17 protein-coding genes, 1 tRNA gene and 1 pseudogene are annotated in these 17,133 nt (G+C 44.1%); 16 read left to right on the forward strand and 3 right to left on the reverse strand.

The annotated features are described in order from the left end of the window. Positions 1-127: 127 nt before the first annotated feature. Together argS and T500_RS0100740 are read left to right on the forward strand one after the other, a co-directional pair. Positions 128-1,912: an arginine--tRNA ligase gene (gene argS, locus T500_RS0100735; protein ID WP_028906527.1), complete on the forward strand. Its 1,785-nt coding sequence runs from the start codon at positions 128-130 to the stop codon at positions 1,910-1,912. A 49-nt stretch (positions 1,913-1,961) separates the two neighbouring features. Then, on the forward strand, positions 1,962-2,372 hold the full coding sequence (locus T500_RS0100740; protein ID WP_230580808.1) for a reverse transcriptase-like protein: 411 nt from the start codon (positions 1,962-1,964) through the stop codon (positions 2,370-2,372). On the opposite strand, the gene ribD is transcribed toward T500_RS0100740, so the two are convergent. Continuing rightward, a complete protein-coding gene (gene ribD / locus T500_RS0100745) occupies positions 2,373-3,296 on the reverse strand; it encodes a bifunctional diaminohydroxyphosphoribosylaminopyrimidine deaminase/5-amino-6-(5-phosphoribosylamino)uracil reductase RibD (protein WP_051611798.1) in 924 nt (307 codons plus the stop codon). A gap of 54 nt (positions 3,297-3,350) precedes the next feature. Here ribD and prmC point away from each other — a divergent pair, with 54 nt between their 5' ends. From prmC to T500_RS0100805, 12 genes and pseudogenes are all read left to right on the forward strand, one after another. Then, entirely contained in the window at positions 3,351-4,175 is an 825-nt protein-coding gene (prmC, locus tag T500_RS0100750; RefSeq protein WP_028906530.1) for a peptide chain release factor N(5)-glutamine methyltransferase, read from the forward strand. Next, a complete protein-coding gene (locus T500_RS0100755) occupies positions 4,172-4,663 on the forward strand; it encodes a regulatory protein RecX (protein ID WP_028906531.1) in 492 nt (163 codons plus the stop codon). The genes prmC and T500_RS0100755 overlap by 4 nt, the downstream gene beginning before the upstream one ends. Next, the gene (locus T500_RS0100760) at positions 4,650-5,348 is read left to right on the forward strand and encodes a ComF family protein (RefSeq protein ID WP_028906532.1); all 699 of its coding nucleotides are present in this window, start codon (positions 4,650-4,652) and stop codon (positions 5,346-5,348) included. The genes T500_RS0100755 and T500_RS0100760 overlap by 14 nt, the downstream gene beginning before the upstream one ends. Before the next feature lie 62 nt (positions 5,349-5,410). After that, on the forward strand, positions 5,411-6,043 hold the full coding sequence (pyrE, locus tag T500_RS0100765) for an orotate phosphoribosyltransferase (protein ID WP_013064235.1): 633 nt from the start codon (positions 5,411-5,413) through the stop codon (positions 6,041-6,043). A gap of 27 nt (positions 6,044-6,070) precedes the next feature. Continuing rightward, entirely contained in the window at positions 6,071-6,502 is a 432-nt protein-coding gene (locus T500_RS0100770) for a polyketide cyclase (RefSeq protein WP_036908099.1), read from the forward strand. A gap of 28 nt (positions 6,503-6,530) precedes the next feature. Next, a complete protein-coding gene (argH, locus tag T500_RS0100775; protein ID WP_028906534.1) occupies positions 6,531-7,862 on the forward strand; it encodes an argininosuccinate lyase in 1,332 nt (443 codons plus the stop codon). Beyond that, positions 7,859-8,407 (forward strand): hypothetical protein, encoded by a 549-nt coding sequence (locus T500_RS16195; RefSeq protein WP_051611799.1) that lies wholly within the window; start codon positions 7,859-7,861, stop codon positions 8,405-8,407. The genes argH and T500_RS16195 overlap by 4 nt, the downstream gene beginning before the upstream one ends. 61 nt (positions 8,408-8,468) lie before the next feature. After that, positions 8,469-8,554 (forward strand) — tRNA-Leu (locus T500_RS0100785). A gap of 25 nt (positions 8,555-8,579) precedes the next feature. Beyond that, positions 8,580-10,241 (forward strand): tetratricopeptide repeat protein, encoded by a 1,662-nt coding sequence (locus T500_RS0100790; protein WP_028906535.1) that lies wholly within the window; start codon positions 8,580-8,582, stop codon positions 10,239-10,241. 3 nt (positions 10,242-10,244) lie between these two features. After that, positions 10,245-11,246, forward strand: a complete 1,002-nt coding sequence (locus T500_RS0100795) for a TlpA disulfide reductase family protein (RefSeq protein ID WP_028906536.1) — start codon at positions 10,245-10,247, stop codon at positions 11,244-11,246. Positions 11,247-11,249: 3 nt separating this feature from the next. Beyond that, positions 11,250-12,167, forward strand: a pseudogene (locus tag T500_RS14835) (YifB family Mg chelatase-like AAA ATPase); the annotation flags it as partial. A gap of 91 nt (positions 12,168-12,258) precedes the next feature. Beyond that, a complete protein-coding gene (locus T500_RS0100805) occupies positions 12,259-14,337 on the forward strand; it encodes a recombinase family protein (RefSeq protein WP_028906537.1) in 2,079 nt (692 codons plus the stop codon). Positions 14,338-14,597: 260 nt separating this feature from the next. Here the strand turns inward: T500_RS0100805 and T500_RS0100810 are convergent, their stop codons facing one another. Then, positions 14,598-15,533, reverse strand: a complete 936-nt coding sequence (locus T500_RS0100810; protein ID WP_028906538.1) for a helix-turn-helix domain-containing protein — start codon at positions 15,531-15,533, stop codon at positions 14,598-14,600. Between the two features lie 304 nt (positions 15,534-15,837). Here T500_RS0100810 and T500_RS0100815 point away from each other — a divergent pair, with 304 nt between their 5' ends. Beyond that, positions 15,838-16,161, forward strand: coding sequence for a hypothetical protein (locus T500_RS0100815; protein WP_155267375.1), 324 nt, complete (start codon positions 15,838-15,840; stop codon positions 16,159-16,161). Between the two features lie 330 nt (positions 16,162-16,491). On the opposite strand, the gene T500_RS16780 is transcribed toward T500_RS0100815, so the two are convergent. After that, positions 16,492-16,665, reverse strand: coding sequence for a hypothetical protein (locus T500_RS16780; RefSeq protein WP_155267376.1), 174 nt, complete (start codon positions 16,663-16,665; stop codon positions 16,492-16,494). Between the two features lie 195 nt (positions 16,666-16,860). Between T500_RS16780 and T500_RS0100825 the strand changes: the two genes are divergently transcribed. Continuing rightward, on the forward strand, positions 16,861-17,133 hold the full coding sequence (locus T500_RS0100825) for a hypothetical protein (RefSeq protein WP_028906540.1): 273 nt from the start codon (positions 16,861-16,863) through the stop codon (positions 17,131-17,133).

The following is a 17,133-nucleotide window of genomic DNA, read 5'->3' on the forward strand; positions in this document are numbered from 1 at the left end:
TCGGGCGCAAAGATACAAAAAAGTTTTAAACTATGTGCGTTTTTTTGTACAAAGATGTAACTTTTTGTACACTAAGTATCTAATTTCCATATATTTTTATTAATTTTGCACCCAAAATTCGAAAGATATGAATATTGAAGCATTAATCAGCAAGGCTGCAGGCGAGGCAGTAAAGGCCCTCTATGGCATGGATGCCACAGAGAAGATGCTGCAGTTGCAGAAGACAAGAAGTGAGTTTGAGGGTAACTTGACTCTGGTGGTATTCCCCTTTGTGAAGGCTGCCAAGAAGAGTCCGGAGCAGACAGCACAGGAGATTGGTGAATACCTGACTGCTAACTGTGCAGCTGTTGAGAAGTTTAATGTGGTAAAAGGTTTCTTGAACCTGAGCGTTGGTGATGGTGCCTGGTTGCAGTTGCTCGATGCTATCGATAAGGATGAGCATTTCGGCATGAAGCAGGTTACTGATGAGTCGCCTCTGGTTATGATTGAATACTCATCGCCTAATACCAACAAGCCTTTGCACCTGGGTCATGTACGTAATAACCTGCTAGGTTGGAGCTTGGCACAGATTATGGAGGCCAACGGCAATAAGGTGGTGAAGACGAACATTGTGAACGACCGCGGTATTCATATCTGTAAGTCGATGCTGGCTTGGCTGAAGTACGGCAACGGCGAGACTCCTGAGACATCGGGCAAGAAGGGCGACCACCTGATTGGTGACTACTATGTAGCTTTCGATAAGCACTACCGCGAGGAGGTGAAGGAACTCGTAGCCCAGGGTATGGACGAGGAGAAGGCTAAGCAGGAGGCTCCGCTGATTAAGGAGGCTCACGAGATGCTGGTTAAGTGGGAGAACAACGATCCCGAGGTACGCGCTCTGTGGGAGAAGATGAATAACTGGGTATATGCCGGTTTCGACGAGACCTACAAGAAGATGGGCGTATCTTTCGATAAGATCTACTATGAGAGTCAGACCTATCTGAAGGGTAAGGCTAAGGTTGAAGAGGGCTTGGCTAAGGGCCTGTTTGAGCGCCACGAGGACAACTCGGTTTGGGCCGACCTGACTAACGAGGGGCTCGACCAGAAGCTGCTGCTGCGTAGCGATGGTACTTCGGTTTATATGACTCAGGATATCGGTACAGCCGAGATGCGTTTCAAGGATTATCCTATCGATAAGATGATATATGTGGTAGGTAACGAGCAGAACTACCACTTCCAGGTACTCTCTATCTTGTTGGATCGCTTAGGATTCAAGTGGGGTAAGGAGCTTACACACTTCTCATATGGTATGGTAGAACTGCCAAACGGTAAGATGAAGAGTCGTGAGGGAACGGTTGTTGATGCCGACGACCTGATGGCACTGATGGTAGAGGATGCCTACAAGACCTCGATGGAGCTTGGTAAGTTCGACGATATGACCGAAGAGGAGCGCCGTGAGATTGCTCGTGTGGTAGGTATGGGTGCCCTGAAGTACTTTATCCTGAAGGTTGATGCTCGTAAGAACATGCTGTTCAACCCCGAGGAAAGTATCGATTTCAACGGAAATACCGGTCCTTTCATCCAGTACACCTACGCTCGTATCCGTTCGATCCTGCGTAAGGCCGAATCGGCCAGCGTAACTAGTATCTCTAGTAGCTCTAGTCTTTCTAGCAAAGAGGTGGAGCTTATCCAGAAGATGAACGAGTTTGGTGCTGCTGTAGAGCAGGCTGGTAAGGATTACTCGCCAAGCGGTATCGCTAACTATTGCTACGAGCTTACCAAGGTGTTCAACCAGTTCTATCACGATTACAGCATTCTGAACGAACCCGATGAGCAGAAGAAGGCAGTACGTTTGATGCTGGCAAAGAATGTAGCCAAGATTATCAAGAACGGTATGGGCCTGCTGGGCATCGAAGTTCCTGAGCGTATGTAATATGCAGAATCCCCCAGATTATAGACACGATACAGTTCTGCCCTTGCCAATGGAGGTAAGGGCAGACGCTTTTGCAGTAGATGCTGCTTGTAGCGGAAACCCTGGACCGATGGAGTATCAGGGTATTGATCTGACTACAGGCGCAAGGGTTTTTCATTTTGGTCCTGTAAAAGGCACAAATAATATCGGTGAATTCTTGGCTATTGTGCATGCCTTGGCACTTTGTTGGCAAAAGGGATGGCACGATAAAACCATTTATTCGGATAGTTATAATGCCATTCTATGGGTGTCGAAAGGCAAATGTAAAACTACACTTGAACGCACCCCACAAACCGAACAGCTCTTCCAAATTATTGCAAGAGCCGAGAACTGGTTACGTACCCACCAGTACCGTAATCCCATCATTAAATGGGAAACACAGAAGTGGGGTGAGGTGCCTGCCGATTTTGGTAGAAAATAACTATTTGTTTTTTCGCTGATAAACTACAATCACATTTTTGTCGTAGGTATGACTGCTTACCACTTGGGCGCTAGCAGGAATCTGTGGTGCGCGCGTACCATCGCTAACGGTCAGTGATGTGTTGGTTTCAACACGGAGTTCGTCCCAGAGGTCTTGCATGATAAAGGATTGCAAAGTTTCGGTACCGCCTTCGACAATAATCGACTGGATGTTCTGAGCATGTAAGCTCTCAAGATTTAGCGGGTGAGCACGATCTATCACCATGCGCTTGGGATCAGGTCCGTACCATTCGCGTACATTCAGCTGCGGATGTTCGCGCTCATCGGTAACGCGACCAACTAGAATTGCATCCTCCTCAGCACGCAGTTTATGCGAAAGCATCTTAGTAAAGTCGCTCGAAATCTGTACGGGCTGGTGATGATTGTCGATAAAACCATTGGCGGTTTGCGCCCATTTCAAGATAATGTAAGGACGTTTTTCGCGATGGAATGTGAAAAACCGACGGTTCAATGCCTTGCATTCGGCCTCAAGTACACCTACTTCTACTTCGATGCCTGCATCGCGCAGTTTCTGGATACCTCGCCCCTGAACTTCGGCGAATTCATCGATACAACCCACAACCACGCGACGTACACCTTTCTTGATAATCAAGTCGGCACAGGGGGGTGTTTTTCCATAATGCGAACATGGCTCCAGCGATACGTAGATGGTTGATTCGGGTAATAAGGCTTCGTCTTCTGCTCGTACAGATGCAAAGGCATTTACCTCGGCATGAGCCAGACCGCATCGCACGTGGTAACCCTCGCCAATAATACGGCCGTTATGCACAATAACTGCGCCCACCATGGGGTTGGGCTTGGCGTTCAGTTGTCCGTTTATAGCCAGCTGAATGCAGCGTCGCATGAATTTTTTGTCGTCTATCATATTATTTTCACTATTCACTATTCACTATTCACTACTTTTTTGTATTTTTGCACCATGAATTACGAAGAACTCTGCCAAAGACTCTGCAAGATTTACGATGCCGGCGAGGCGAAAGCCCTTGTCCGTTGGGTGCTTGATGTACGCTTCGGCCTGTCTACTGCCGATATTTATTGTGGCAAAGTTACACAATTATCGGCAAACGACCAAGCAGAACTCGAAAAAATCATGCAAAGACTCGAAAAAGCCGAACCTGTGCAGTATGTTTTGGGTGTGGCCGACTTCTGTGATCGTCAGTTCTTTGTAGCGCCTGGCGTGTTGATCCCCCGCCCGGAAACGGCCGAATTGTGTCATTTAATTGTTAACAACGGTGGCAGGGATATCTTGGATATAGGTACAGGTAGCGGCTGTATCGCTATTACATTGGCATTGGATATATCCGACTCTGAAGTTACGGCTTGGGATATTTCTGAAGATGCGCTGGCCATTGCTCAGCATAATGCTCAGACGCTTGGTGCCGATGTGAAGTTTGAGAAACGTGATGCTTTGGCTTTGGAGACAGAGACTGACAGATGGGATGTAATCGTAAGCAATCCGCCATATATCTGCCGGAAGGAAGCCAATGAAATGGAAGAAAATGTGCTGAAATACGAACCTGATACAGCCCTGTTTGTGCCCGACGATGATCCGTTGCTGTTCTATCGCCATATCATGCATTACGCCATATCAGCCTTAAAGCAGGGTGGACGATTGTATTACGAAATTAATCCCATTTATGCCGATTCCATTGTAGATAATCTGCAGACCTTAGGCTTTGTAGATATCGCGAAGATTGACGACCAATACGGCAAAACAAGATTTATAAAAGCAACAAAAGCATGACAAAGGAGAAAACAGAACAAGAGGCTTATCTGCAGTTGGCGGCAGTTTGTGCGCAGGCCGAACACTGCGAGCAGGAGATGCGTGATAAGATGAAACGGTGGGGGATGGACCCAGAGGCGCAGGACCGTGTGGTGGAGCGTCTTACCAAAGAACGCTATATAGATAATGAACGTTATGCCCGTGCTTTTGTAAAGGATAAGGTACGTTATAACAAATGGGGGCGTCGCAAGGTACAGCAGGCGCTCTGGATGAAGCGTATAGATGATGACATACAGCAGCGTGTGCTCGACGAAATCGATGATGAGGAGTACCTGAAAGTGCTGGTGCCGCTGTTGAAACAGAAACGCAAAAGCATTAAGGCGGCCAACGATTATGAGTTGAATCAGAAACTGGTGCGTTTTGCCTTGAGTCGTGGATTCGGCTATAGTATAATTCGTCAATGTCTGGATGTTGACGAAGAGATGGATATTGACGATGAAATGGATTAGTATCTGGCGACGACTACTGGATTTCATTTCGCCACGCACTTGCGTGGTTTGCGGTCGCCGACTGTCGGCTACCGAAGAGGTTATTTGTATGAAATGCCACTTTCATCTGCCACGTACTGGCTTTGGGCTTAATCCCTATGATAATGAGATGGCGAAAAGCTTCTGGCATCTGATTCCCATCGAACGTGCTGCAGCGTATTTTTATTACGAAGCCCATTCTGATACTGCCAACATGATTTATCAGCTTAAATACAAGGATCATCCCGAGGTTGGTGTGATTCTTGGTCGAATGTTGGCTAAAGAGATGCAAAGTGCAGGATTCTTCGAAGGAATAGAAGGTATAGTGCCTGTGCCATTAGCTAAGAAACGTTTGCGCCAGCGTGGCTATAACCAGAGCGATGCCATTGCTCAAGGTGTTAGTGAGATTACTGGATTGCCTGTTTGGACCGATGTGGTGAGACGAGTGGATTTTGTGGAGAGTCAGACCAAGAAGAGCAGATGGAGCCGTGCAGAGAATGTGGACCAGATGTTTGCGCTGAACCAGATTCCTGAAGGGACGAAACATCTGCTAGTGGTTGACGATGTGGTTACCACAGGCGCTACTGTGACAGCTTGTGCTAAGCAAATAGCCCAGAATGGTGGCATAAAGATAAGTGTTCTGGCGCTTGGCTATACAAAAAGATAGGTAATAATTTGGTTATTCGCCTGATTTACACTATCTTTGCACCCAAAATACAGAATAACGTTATGGAAATCAAAAATCAATTTGCCCAGAAACTGATGGAGATTCAGGCCATCAAGTTGCAGCCAAACGACCCGTTTACATGGGCTTCGGGTTGGAAGTCGCCTATTTATACTGATAATCGTAAGACGCTTTCGTTCCCACGTCTGCGTTCGTTCGTAAAGCTGGAGCTTTGTCATGCTATTCAGGAGAACTTTCCTGAGGCTGAGGCTGTTGCAGGTGTGGCCACTGGTGCCATTGCACAGGGTGCACTCGTAGCCGAGGAGCTGGGCTTGCCTTACAGCTATGTTCGGCCAAAGCCAAAAGATCATGGTATGGGTAACCAGGTTGAAGGCGAGATTAAGAAAGGTGCCAAGGTGGTTGTAGTGGAGGATTTGATTTCTACTGGCGGTAGCAGTCTGAAAGCTGTTCAGGCACTGCGCGACTATGGTGTTGAGGTAATTGGTATGGTAGCATCGTTTACCTACGGATTCCCTGTAGCAGAGAAGGCTTTTGCCGAGGCTGGCGTGAAGCTGATTACATTGAGCAACTATGAGGCAGTGATCGAAGAGGCTGCCAAGACTGGTTATATTAAGGAAGAGGACAAGGCTGTTCTGGCTGAGTGGCGTAAGAGTCCTGATACCTGGAAGCAGGATTAAAGTTCAAACCTCAAAGTTCAAAGTAATATGGGATTATTCGGAGGAGAAAGTAAGTTTGAGAGCAGCGTGAAGTTGGTTCCTTACTCGCAGCAGGCTGTCTACAATAATATCAGCGATCTGACCAATCTGGAGAAGGTGCGCGACCGTGTGCCCGAGGATAAGGTGCAGGGATTTAGTTTTGATACCGACACCGTGAGCATTAATGTGGCTCCTGTAGGCGAACTGAAACTGCGTATCTGTGATCGCGAAGAGCCTAAGTGCGTAAAGTTCGAAACGGTTCAGAGTCCAGTTCCCTTCAATGTATGGGTGCAGGTGTTGCCTGTAGATGAGAACTCATCGAAAATGAAAGTGACGGTTAAGGCTGAATTGAATCCATTTATCAAAAGCATGGTAGAGAAACCTTTGCAGGAAGGCGTTGAGAAGATAGCCGAAGCTCTTGCAATGGTACACTATGAATAAATGAATAGTGATTAGTGAATAGTGAAAGATGAAACTCTGGGAAAAGAATTTTGAAGTCAACAAGGAGATAGAGCGCTTTACTGTTGGTCGCGACCGCGAGATGGACCTCTATCTGGCTAAGTACGACGTGCTGGGCTCTATGGCTCACATCACCATGTTGGAAAGCATCGGACTGCTGGAAAAGGATGAACTGACCCAGCTGTTGGCCGAGCTGAAGAACATCTACCACCTGGCCGAGCGAGGTGAATTTGTGATTGAAGACGATGTGGAGGATGTACACTCGCAGGTTGAGATGCTGCTGACACGTAAGTTGGGCGATATGGGTAAGAAGATACACTCAGGTCGCTCACGTAACGATCAGGTGCTGGTAGATCTGAAGTTGTTTACACGTCATGAGTTGATGGAGATTGCCGATGAGGTGAAGAGTCTTTTCGATGAGCTCATCCAAAAGAGTAATCAGTACAAGGATGTGCTGATGCCTGGCTATACCCATCTGCAGATTGCCATGCCATCAAGTTTTGGCTTGTGGTTTGGTGCTTATGCCGAGAGTCTGGCCGATGATATGTTGTTCCTGCAGGCTGCCTATAAGATGACCAACCGCAACCCCTTGGGTAGTGCTGCTGGTTATGGCAGTTCGTTCCCCCTGAACCGTACGATGACCACCAATCTGTTGGGCTTCGACTCGATGGATTATAATGTGGTGTATGCCCAGATGGGACGCGGAAAAATGGAGCGCAACGTAGGTTTTGCTATAGCTACCATTGCTGGTACTATCGCTAAGATGGCGTTTGATGCCTGTTTGTTCAACTCGCAGAACTTCTCGTTCGTCAAGTTGCCCAAGGAGTGTACCACAGGTTCGAGCATCATGCCGCACAAGAAGAATCCTGATGTGTTTGAGCTGATTCGTGCCAAGTCGAACAAATTGCAGTCGCTGCCCCAGCAGATTATGCTCATGATGAACAACCTGCCTGTGGGTTACTTCCGCGATCTTCAGATTATCAAGGAGGTGTTCCTACCTGCTTTTGACGAACTGAAGGACTGTCTGCAGATGTGTGCATACATTATTAATAAGATTGAGGTTAACGAGCATATTCTTGATAACCCCATGTACGATCCGATGTTCTCGGTTGAGGAGGTAAACCGCTTGGCTGCTAATGGCATGCCGTTCCGCGATGCCTACAAAAAGGTAGGTCTTGATATCGAAGCTGGCGAGTTTAAGGCCTGTCATGATATACACCACACCCACGAGGGTAGCATCGGCAATCTGTGCAACGACCAGATTCAGGCTTTGATGGAGCAGACGCTGAAGGGCTTTAACTTTGAGCGTATGACCGAGGCCGAAAAGAAACTGTTGGCATGAAACGCTGTCTGACACTCTTACTCTGCACCTTGCTGATGGCTTGTGTGGGCGATGAGAATATCTATCGCGAGTACGAGTGTAGGTTTGTGTTCGATCCTACGTTGCATCCCTTGCCTTGTCAGCTAACGGCTATGCTCTCAACCCCTGGGCAGTTTATGAAAATTGAGACGAGTGTGCAGCAAGGTGTGCGCCACCTGAAGACGACACGTAATTTTGATGGTGCCACCGAGGATATCCGTCTGACTACTGAGCGCGAATCGCGACAAACTTATGCGTTAGGCGCCAACAATTGTATTATTGTGGGTGTGAGCAGCTATGATAATATACTGGTGGCTTATGAGGGACAGTGTGCCAACTGTTTGAAGGAACTGGGTGGACGAAATTATCCGCTGACATGGCAGAATAGTGGTCTGTATCTGCATTGTAGCAAATGCAACCGAACATACAATGTGAACAACGGTGTATTGGCCGAAGGTAACGCAGGAATAGCACTTTACAGGTATAAAGTGGGCTTAGATGGCGGTATTCTGAGGGTTTGGAATTAAAAAAAGATAAAAAGTTTGGTGATTCCAATAATTAAACTTACCTTTGCACCGCAAAAAAGGCGCCGCGATGGTGAAATGGTAGACACGAGGGACTTAAAATCCCTTGGCCATTAAACGGCTGTGCGGGTTCGAGTCCCGCTCGCGGCACACAACAATACTGAGACTTTATTTTATGCAAAAAAAAGAAATTCTACTACTGTCAGCAGCTACGCTGATGATGTTTACATCGTGTTCAAAACTTGGCGAATTATCAGCAGATAACTTCACCGTAACACCAAATCCACTCGAGACTCAAAAAGGTGCCGTTCCTGCAACTATCAACGGCCATTTCCCCGAGAAGTATATGAAAAAGAAGGCTGTAGTTACAGTCGTGCCCGAACTGCGCTATTCGAATGGTGTAGTTGAGAAGGGTACCACTGCCACTTTCCAGGGCGAGAGCGTGCGTGGTAACGATCAGACCATCAACTACAAGATGGGTGGTAACTACACCATGAAGACCAGCTTTGCTTACGCTGGCGACAACAAGGCTGAGATGTTCCTCACATTCGATGCCCGCATTGGTAACAAGAAGATGGAGGTGCCTGCTGTTAAGGTGGCCGATGGCGTTATCGCTACCTCTGAGCTCTACAAGCAGACTATCCTGACTACTCAGGCTGCTGTAGCTCCCGATGCTTATCAGCGTATCACTAAGAAGAAGTTGGATGCTAACATCAAGTTCCTCATCCAGCAGGCTAAGCTGCGTAAGAGCGAGCTCAAGAACAACTCGGTTCAGGAGTTTGTTCGTATGCTCAAGCAGATTAACAATGATCGCGAGAAGTTGAATCTCGACAATATCGAGGTTTCGGCCTATGCTTCGCCCGATGGCGGTTTCAGCATTAACGATAAGTTGGCTGGCGAGCGTCAGAAAGTTTCTGAGAAGTACGTAAATCAGGAGCTTAAGAAGATTAAGCTCGATGCCCCTGTTGATGCTAAGTACACTGCTCAGGACTGGGAGGGATTCCAGGAGTTGGTTAAGGCCAGCAACATTCAGGATAAGGAGGTTATCCTGCGCGTGCTCTCTATGTATAAGGATCCACAGGAGCGTGAGCAGCAGATCAAGAATATCTCAACCGCTTTCCGTGAGTTGGCTGATGGCGTTCTGCCTGAGCTGCGCCGTGCGCGTCTCACCATCAACTACGAGACTATCGGACGTAGCGACGAGCAGATTTTGGAACAGCTCCAGAACGATGCTACCAAGCTGAGCATCGAGGAGATTCTGTATGGTGCAACTCTGAAGACTAATGCCGATGAGAAAAAGCAGGTTTACATGACTGCCGCTAAGGTTTATCCTAACGACTATCGTGCTTACAACAACCTGGCTACCATCGAGTACGAGCAGGGTAACTACGAGGCTGCCAAGCAGTATCTGCAGAAGGCTACAAACGTGCCTGAGGCTAATGCGAACCTTGGTTTGCTGGCTCTGAAGGATGGCGACGTAGCTACCGCTGAGCGTTATATCGCTGCTGCTACCGATGCTAACGGACTGGCAGAGATTATGGGTAACCTGAACCTGGCTAAAGGCAACTATGCTCAGGCTGAGGAGAACTTTGCAGAGGTTTACTCAAACAGCGCTGTGCTGGCTCAGATCCTGAACCACGATTACGTATCTGCTGCTGTTACTCTGAAGTACATCAAGAACCCTGATGCTGTGTCAGAGTATCTGAAGGCACTGATGAGTGCCCGTATGGGTAACAATGCCGATGCTGCCGAGGCACTGAAGGAAGCCATCAAGAAGGATCCTGCTTTTGCCAAGTATGCAGCTAACGATATCGAACTGAAGAATATTGAGAAATAAATAATGAAAAAGACGTGTCTCCTTGCTCTTGTAGCAGCATTCTTACTGTGCTCTTGTGGCGATGGCCAGAAGAAGTTTAAGATAGAGGGCAGTTTTAAGGGCTTCAATCAAGGAGAACTCTACGTCTATGGGCTTAATTGCGCCCAAAAACTGGATACCATCGGAGTGTGTAGGGGTGAGTTTACCTATAAGGCCGACATCACCGAACCTACTACACTCATCGTGGTGTTCCCTAACTTCTCTGAGATTCCTGTTTTTGCTGAGCCTGGCGTTACCATCACCATGGAAGGCGACGCTGTTCACCTGAAGGAAACGGAAGTTAAGGGCACCAATATCAACAAAGAAATGACGGCATTCCGCCTGAAAACCAGTGCGATGATGCCCCCAGGTGTGAAAGGCACAGCTACGCAGTATATTTACGAGCGTCCTGAGTCGCCTATCTGCACTTATCTGCTTACCAAATATTTTGTAATGGTGCCTAATCCCGACTATGATAATATACAGAAGTTGGGAAATATGATTATGAAGGCTCAGCCCGATAATAAGGAGGTGGCTGCCCTCTTGAAGAAATTAGGTACCTTACGCGCTGTTAAGCAGGGCGCACATCTGCCTTCATTCTCGGCCAAAGGATTGAAAGGCGAGACTGTATCGTCGGCCGATCTTAATGGCAAGGTAAATGTAATCAGTCTCTGGTCTTCGTGGAACTACGAGAGCATAAGCATTCAGGGACTATTGGCACGCATGCAGCGTGATAACCCTGGCAAGCTGAAGGTGGTGAGCATCAGCGTGGATGGCAGTGTGAAAGACTGTCAGCATATCGTGGATCGCGACTCCGTAAAATGGAGCACCATTTGCGATGGGCGCATGTGGGAGTCGCCTATACTGCAACAGTTAGGTATGACTTATCTGCCTGATAACATTGTTATCGACAGTCAAGGCAAGATAGTGGCACGCACGCTGAACTATCAGGATCTGACCAATAAAATCAAGGAATTAATCGAATAAACAATGCTTGTTAAAACCTATAGTGCAGCCGTTACCGCACTCGAAGCAACCACCATAACCATCGAGGTTAATCTGACAAGAGGCACTTCGTTCCACTTGTCTGGTTTGGCCGACACCGCAGTTAAAGAGAGTTACGACCGTATTCGCGCAGCTATCGAGAATATTGGTTATAAAGCCCCAACAGCCGATTTGACAATTAATATGAGTCCTGCCGACATCCGTAAAGAGGGTAGTGGCTACGACTTGCCATTGGCTATCGGTATATTATCTGCCTACAGTAAGGTAGAGGAAGATGCGCTGAAGGATTATATGATGGTGGGCGAGTTGGGCTTGGATGGCAAACTGAAACCCGTAAGTGGTGTGCTGTCGGTAGCCATCCGTGCACGCAAGGAGAAATTTAAAGGTCTGATTGTGCCCAAGGAGAATGTGCGCGAGGCAGCCGTAGTAAATCAGCTTGAGGTGTATGGCATGGAAAATATTGCCGATGTTATCGCTTTTTTGAACGGTGGCGAGAACTGCGAACCTACCATTGTTGATACACGTAAGGAGTTTTACGCTCACCAGTATGCCTTTGATCTTGACTTTGCCGATGTGCGAGGTCAGGAGAGCGTGAAGCGTGCTTTGGAGGTAGCTGCTGCTGGTGGGCACAATGTGATACTGATTGGTCCTCCAGGAAGCGGTAAGTCGATGATGGCCAAGCGTCTGCCTAGTATCTTGCCGCCATTGTCGCTGGCCGAGAGCTTAGAAACTACCCAGATACACTCTGTGGCAGGCATCCTGCCCAGTGGTACCTCACTGATATCACAACGTCCTTTCCGCAGTCCGCACCACACCATATCGCAGGTGGCTATGACGGGTGGTACGCAGAAAGCGCAGCCTGGTGAGGTGAGCCTGGCCCATAATGGGGTGCTCTTTTGCAATGGGATGATTTAACAATAATTACATAAAGAAATTACTACCTTTTTGTTTGTTTTTTGTATCTTTGCATCCGTAATCATTGAACTAGTTAAGGATGGCAAAGAAACAACGTGCAGCACTCATTTGTCGAGTTAGTACACCTCAACAGATTAAATTAGGGTTGGAAAGTCAAGTGGCAGTCCTTAAAAAACGTGCCATTAAGGACGGTTACGAGGTAACTGATGAACTAATCTTTCAAGAACAGATAAGTGGTCTTGATGCAAAGAAGCCAATCCGTAAGAGTTTGCAAGACCTTATGGATGCAGTAGAAGAACACAAGGTAGATGTTTGTTACACATTTGAGCTCACAAGAATTTCACGTGACCCATACAACTTGGTAGAACGTGTCAAGTGGTTTACTGACCGCAAAATCCCTATGTATATCTATGATGCAGAAATGTGGACTTTAGATAGGGAAACCAAAGAAGAACTAGAAGAAACTACTAGTTACGTATTTGGTGCGGCAACCTATGGAAAAGTTGAAATCAGAAAAATGAAGGAACGTACAATGCGAGGAAGAAATGAAGTCGCTAAAGAAGGTATGTACGTAGGTCATTTAAGCGATGGTTACTGTGTGGTTAAAACTGAGCGAGGAAAAGAAATTAGAGTAGATGAAGATAGAGAAGAAGTTATTCATAAAATCTTTGACCTATACACTCAAGGAAATACTATTGACCGAATAGCGGAGTATCTTAACACTAACAATATACCTTCTGCTAACAGTTATAGACTCAATTCACCCAAGTTTAAAGGGTATCAAGAAACATACCGTAGAAAAGGCTCAGTTGTACCAATTAAAAGAGTAGGTATTAAATGGCAAGGTTCTACCATTTCTAACTATCTACATAACAAATGGTACATGGGTGAAAGAACGTATAACAAGCAAACTTACTACATAGAACCAATCATAAGTACGGAGCAATGGAGAGTTGTATCTGCAATGTTAGAGCGTAATGCTATAAGCTTTCGTTCAAAAAAAGAAAGCACCAAACACCCTTACTTGTTAAGCGGTTTGCTGTTTTGTGGGAACTGTGGGAGGCGAATGTACGGTCATTTCACTGGTCTAAATAACCACTACTATTGTTCATCGGTGGAAGAAGGTGTAAAATGTGGTTTAAGAGGCGTGTCTAAAGAAAATATTGAAGCAGCAGTAGCACTAGTGGTTAAGCAAAAAGGTGGACTTGATGTTGTGGAGGGGAAAGAAGGTGTAGTAAGCAACTTTTTCAAAGTTAGTCCTAAAGAAGAAAAGAGGTTAAAAGAGGAGATTAAGACTAACAACAAACTTATAGCAGAATATGAAAAGAAGTCAGACGAACTTGATAAGAACTATGCAGAAGCGGTTAAGCAAACTGTAAAACATGCTGATGATAAGAATAGGGTAGCCGTATATGAATCCATGATAGCTGAGATAGAAGATGAGAAAATAAACTTAAACAACAAGAAATACAGATTAACTCAACAGAACATTTTAAACACTAAGAAACTGAATGTAGGTTCTAATGCAGACAAGATTCTCACAAAGTTGATGGATGAACGTAATTTATCTACATTAAGAGAATTGTTTGTAACTGTAATTGAGAAGGTACATGTGTTTAACCTAACCCCAAGTATTAATGTAATTATAATCAATTTTGTTGATGGTACTAAAGAGTGTTTTCTGTATTCTTATAGACTGATGAAACAGAAAATCAAAATCTTTACTCGTAGTCTGTTCTATTATGACATGAGGGATAATGTATTGAGGTACAAAGATAGTTCTGTAATAGTAGATGCAAAAGAACTGATTAAGACCGACCCACTGCTAATACCGTTTGAACGTCTAGAGGAGTTAACAGATAAAGCCAAGGAACAAGATGCAAAATATAAGGAATGGAGAAAGAAGTATAACACTGGTTTGCCTACCACAGTCCCTTATGTGGTGAAGGATGAAACTTATAAGGAAATCTCCCTAAAGAAGAAACACCTTTACAATAGAAAGTATAAAATAAAGAAGCATAAGAAACTGACTAGTGAAGAAAAGAAACAAATGTTAGCAGAGATTGATAAAGAACTAGCTTTCTTGTCTGCCAAGGTTAAGTATTTGAATAGAGAAGAAGCCGTTAAGGAGTATAGAAAACAAAAGGGTAATCGGTGATGTGGTTAGGGGTAGCTACTGAGGTAGCCCAATAGGGCCACCACCCATCTATGTCCTCCTTCATTTCAAAGCACAAATTGAAAAATTCACCAATTCATGACATCTGTTGGTTAAATTCTGGAGGACCTCCATTGGAATCTCTGAGGGGGTCCTCCTTCATTTTGCCTAGGAAGTATATTGTTGAGGCTTGGTATAAGGATGTTTTTAGAGCCGTAGAGCCGTTTTCTCGCCTAGGAGGTATAACTATCCACCTTGCAGAACTAATGCTGCAGAGAACCGTAATTTTGAACTACAGATAGGTACTCAGATATTTCCATTTCATCTGGAATCAGTTTTGTTTTCTTGTCTCTCAATGCAGAGCCTACCACTTTGTTCATCTTTTCAATAACCGTTGGACTTGTATCTTCATGGCTATCTAAATACTCACTTCCACTTTGAGATAGTCTATTCTTGATGTTCCTAAATTGCTCTAGTGTTCTTACACTCTCTAGTTCCTTGAGATAAGGACTTATGACTTGAAACCACTGTTGGTATTGTTCATCTTCGCTTGGTATATGTGTTTCTTCAATCTTAATAGCTTTCTCCATAAGAGATTCCGTAAGGGTTTGTTGAGATTCTGTAAGACTTTCTACTATCTCAAGTTCCTTATTGCCCTCAGTTTTTTCTATATTATTTAATATATTATTCTCTTTATCTAATTCTTTATCTATATCTTCTTCTGTACTGTAATTCTTACCTTCAATTACTGTAATTCTCTCTACTAGTCTTTTTACAGTAATCTCAAGTTCTTTGATTCTATTGGTCATTTCAACAATCTGTTTACTGTAATCATTACTGTGATTGTCTATTTCCTTTTTACAGTTATCATCAATTGGTGTTCTACAGTAATCGACTATCAACTTCTGATTAATTCGGTACAGTGATGCACCATCTTTTCTTGAACCACTTTTTCTTTCAATGAAACCCAACATAACTAGTTTATTAACGGCTGCAATCAATGTCTTTTCTTGAACGTCACAATCATTGCACAAGTCCTTATTAGAACGGTAGAAGTAGCCATCTTTCTTTACTATCTCAAGACCGTTGTAAATAACCAACTGACCTAGTACGACCTTTTGTTTAGTTGTCAGTTCTTTAGATTCTCTTAGGCTAGGGGGCAGAACCTCTAGTAATTCTTCATTAGTGTAATTTACCATAACTAATTTAGTTTAATCTTATTATTTTCATCTATTGAGCGGTTTTTAATTAAAGGTTGATGGGGAAGATTAAACCGCTCAGATGAAACCCCATCAACCCATTCACAGATGTAATCATCAACTTAATAAAGATTCTCTATCAGAGTTTTTCAAGTATTATATAAAACATCGGCTCAATGCAAATATATAGAAAATTATCGAAAAAAGCAAATATTTCTAGGATTATTTCTAAAATGCCATATATTTATGAATATAATTCAAAGATAATTCATGTAATAATTATATCTATAAATTGAAAAGTAATATGAACGATACGAATAACAATCAGAATCCAAGTACACGACCATCAAGAAAGGGAATTTTGAATCCGATGGCAAATCGGTCACATTCTTTACAGAGTCGCCAAAAAATGAGCCAATCTCACAAGAATTATTGGGCAAAGGTTCATCAACAACAGCAAGCCAATAGTGGAATGACAATGGACGAATTTCTAGGGAACAATAAGGATTTGGATATTAAGGGTTATATCAAGTCACTGATGCAAAAAGAGGGATTACTTAAAGAAATAATCAGAGAAGAAATTAACAAGTTGTATGACACCAAGTTACGTAATACGTCAGAAATATAAAGACCTAGTTAAGAGATACGAGAACGAGAAAGACCTTGCAACAAAGATTGAAATGAAACATAGGTTTATTCATTGGATGAAAGTCTATTATGTTGAATTAACCGATGCAGAAATTGAGTACCTTCAAACTTTTATCTGCAAGGTTAACTTTTATGACTAGTTTATTGGGAGGCTATTTTAAGCCTCCTTTTTTGTTGAAATTCACACGCACGGTAGGTTTGTGGGAATAGCCACAAAAAGCCAAGAAATGCCTAAATAAAGGCAATTCCAACGATTTTACTAGTCAAAACAAACGCTTTGGTGCGTTTATCTTCTACTATAATTTTATAATCAGATGTAACCATCTTCTTTCATTTTAGCCCTCACAGCATCATTGATATACGTATTTCGCTTAACGTCACTAGGTAAGGCACTAAACAAGTCTGATGACATTTTGTAGTGTATATCAACGGTTGTTACACCAGTTGAAGGTCTGCCCCTACGCTTCTTTTCTTCTGTATTCATATCTTTAGAATTTTCTGCAAAGGTAAGCATTATTTTTATAAAGTGTACACTTTAAATGTTAATGAAATTTAAGTGTACACTTATATTCAAAAACAATCTTAAAAACGAATATAAAAGTGTACACTTTAAATATATTATTTGTATCTTTGCAATGTCAAACAGATAGTAATATTAACAATTTAAAAAGTATCAGTTATGTGGGGCATCTATTTCAAAGTAAACGGCAAAGGTCAGTATAAGAACTATATGGATGGTACTTATGCAGAAATGAAGAAGGTATCTGATGATTTAATCAGCAGAGCAACCGCAAAGGGTTTCAAGATGGTTAGACGTGCTCAAGGTACTGGTGGTGTATTCCTCACTTATTCAAACGGTACAACTAAAGTAGAATTGGTCTATGTAGAGACTGAGAGAGATAGAAAGTGGCTAGCATTCTACGACAAGTGCCAAGCAGAGCGTGAGGCATAA

The organism is Xylanibacter ruminicola Ga6B6 (genome assembly GCF_000687715.1).
Lineage (GTDB): Bacteria > Bacteroidota > Bacteroidia > Bacteroidales > Bacteroidaceae > Prevotella > Prevotella ruminicola_B.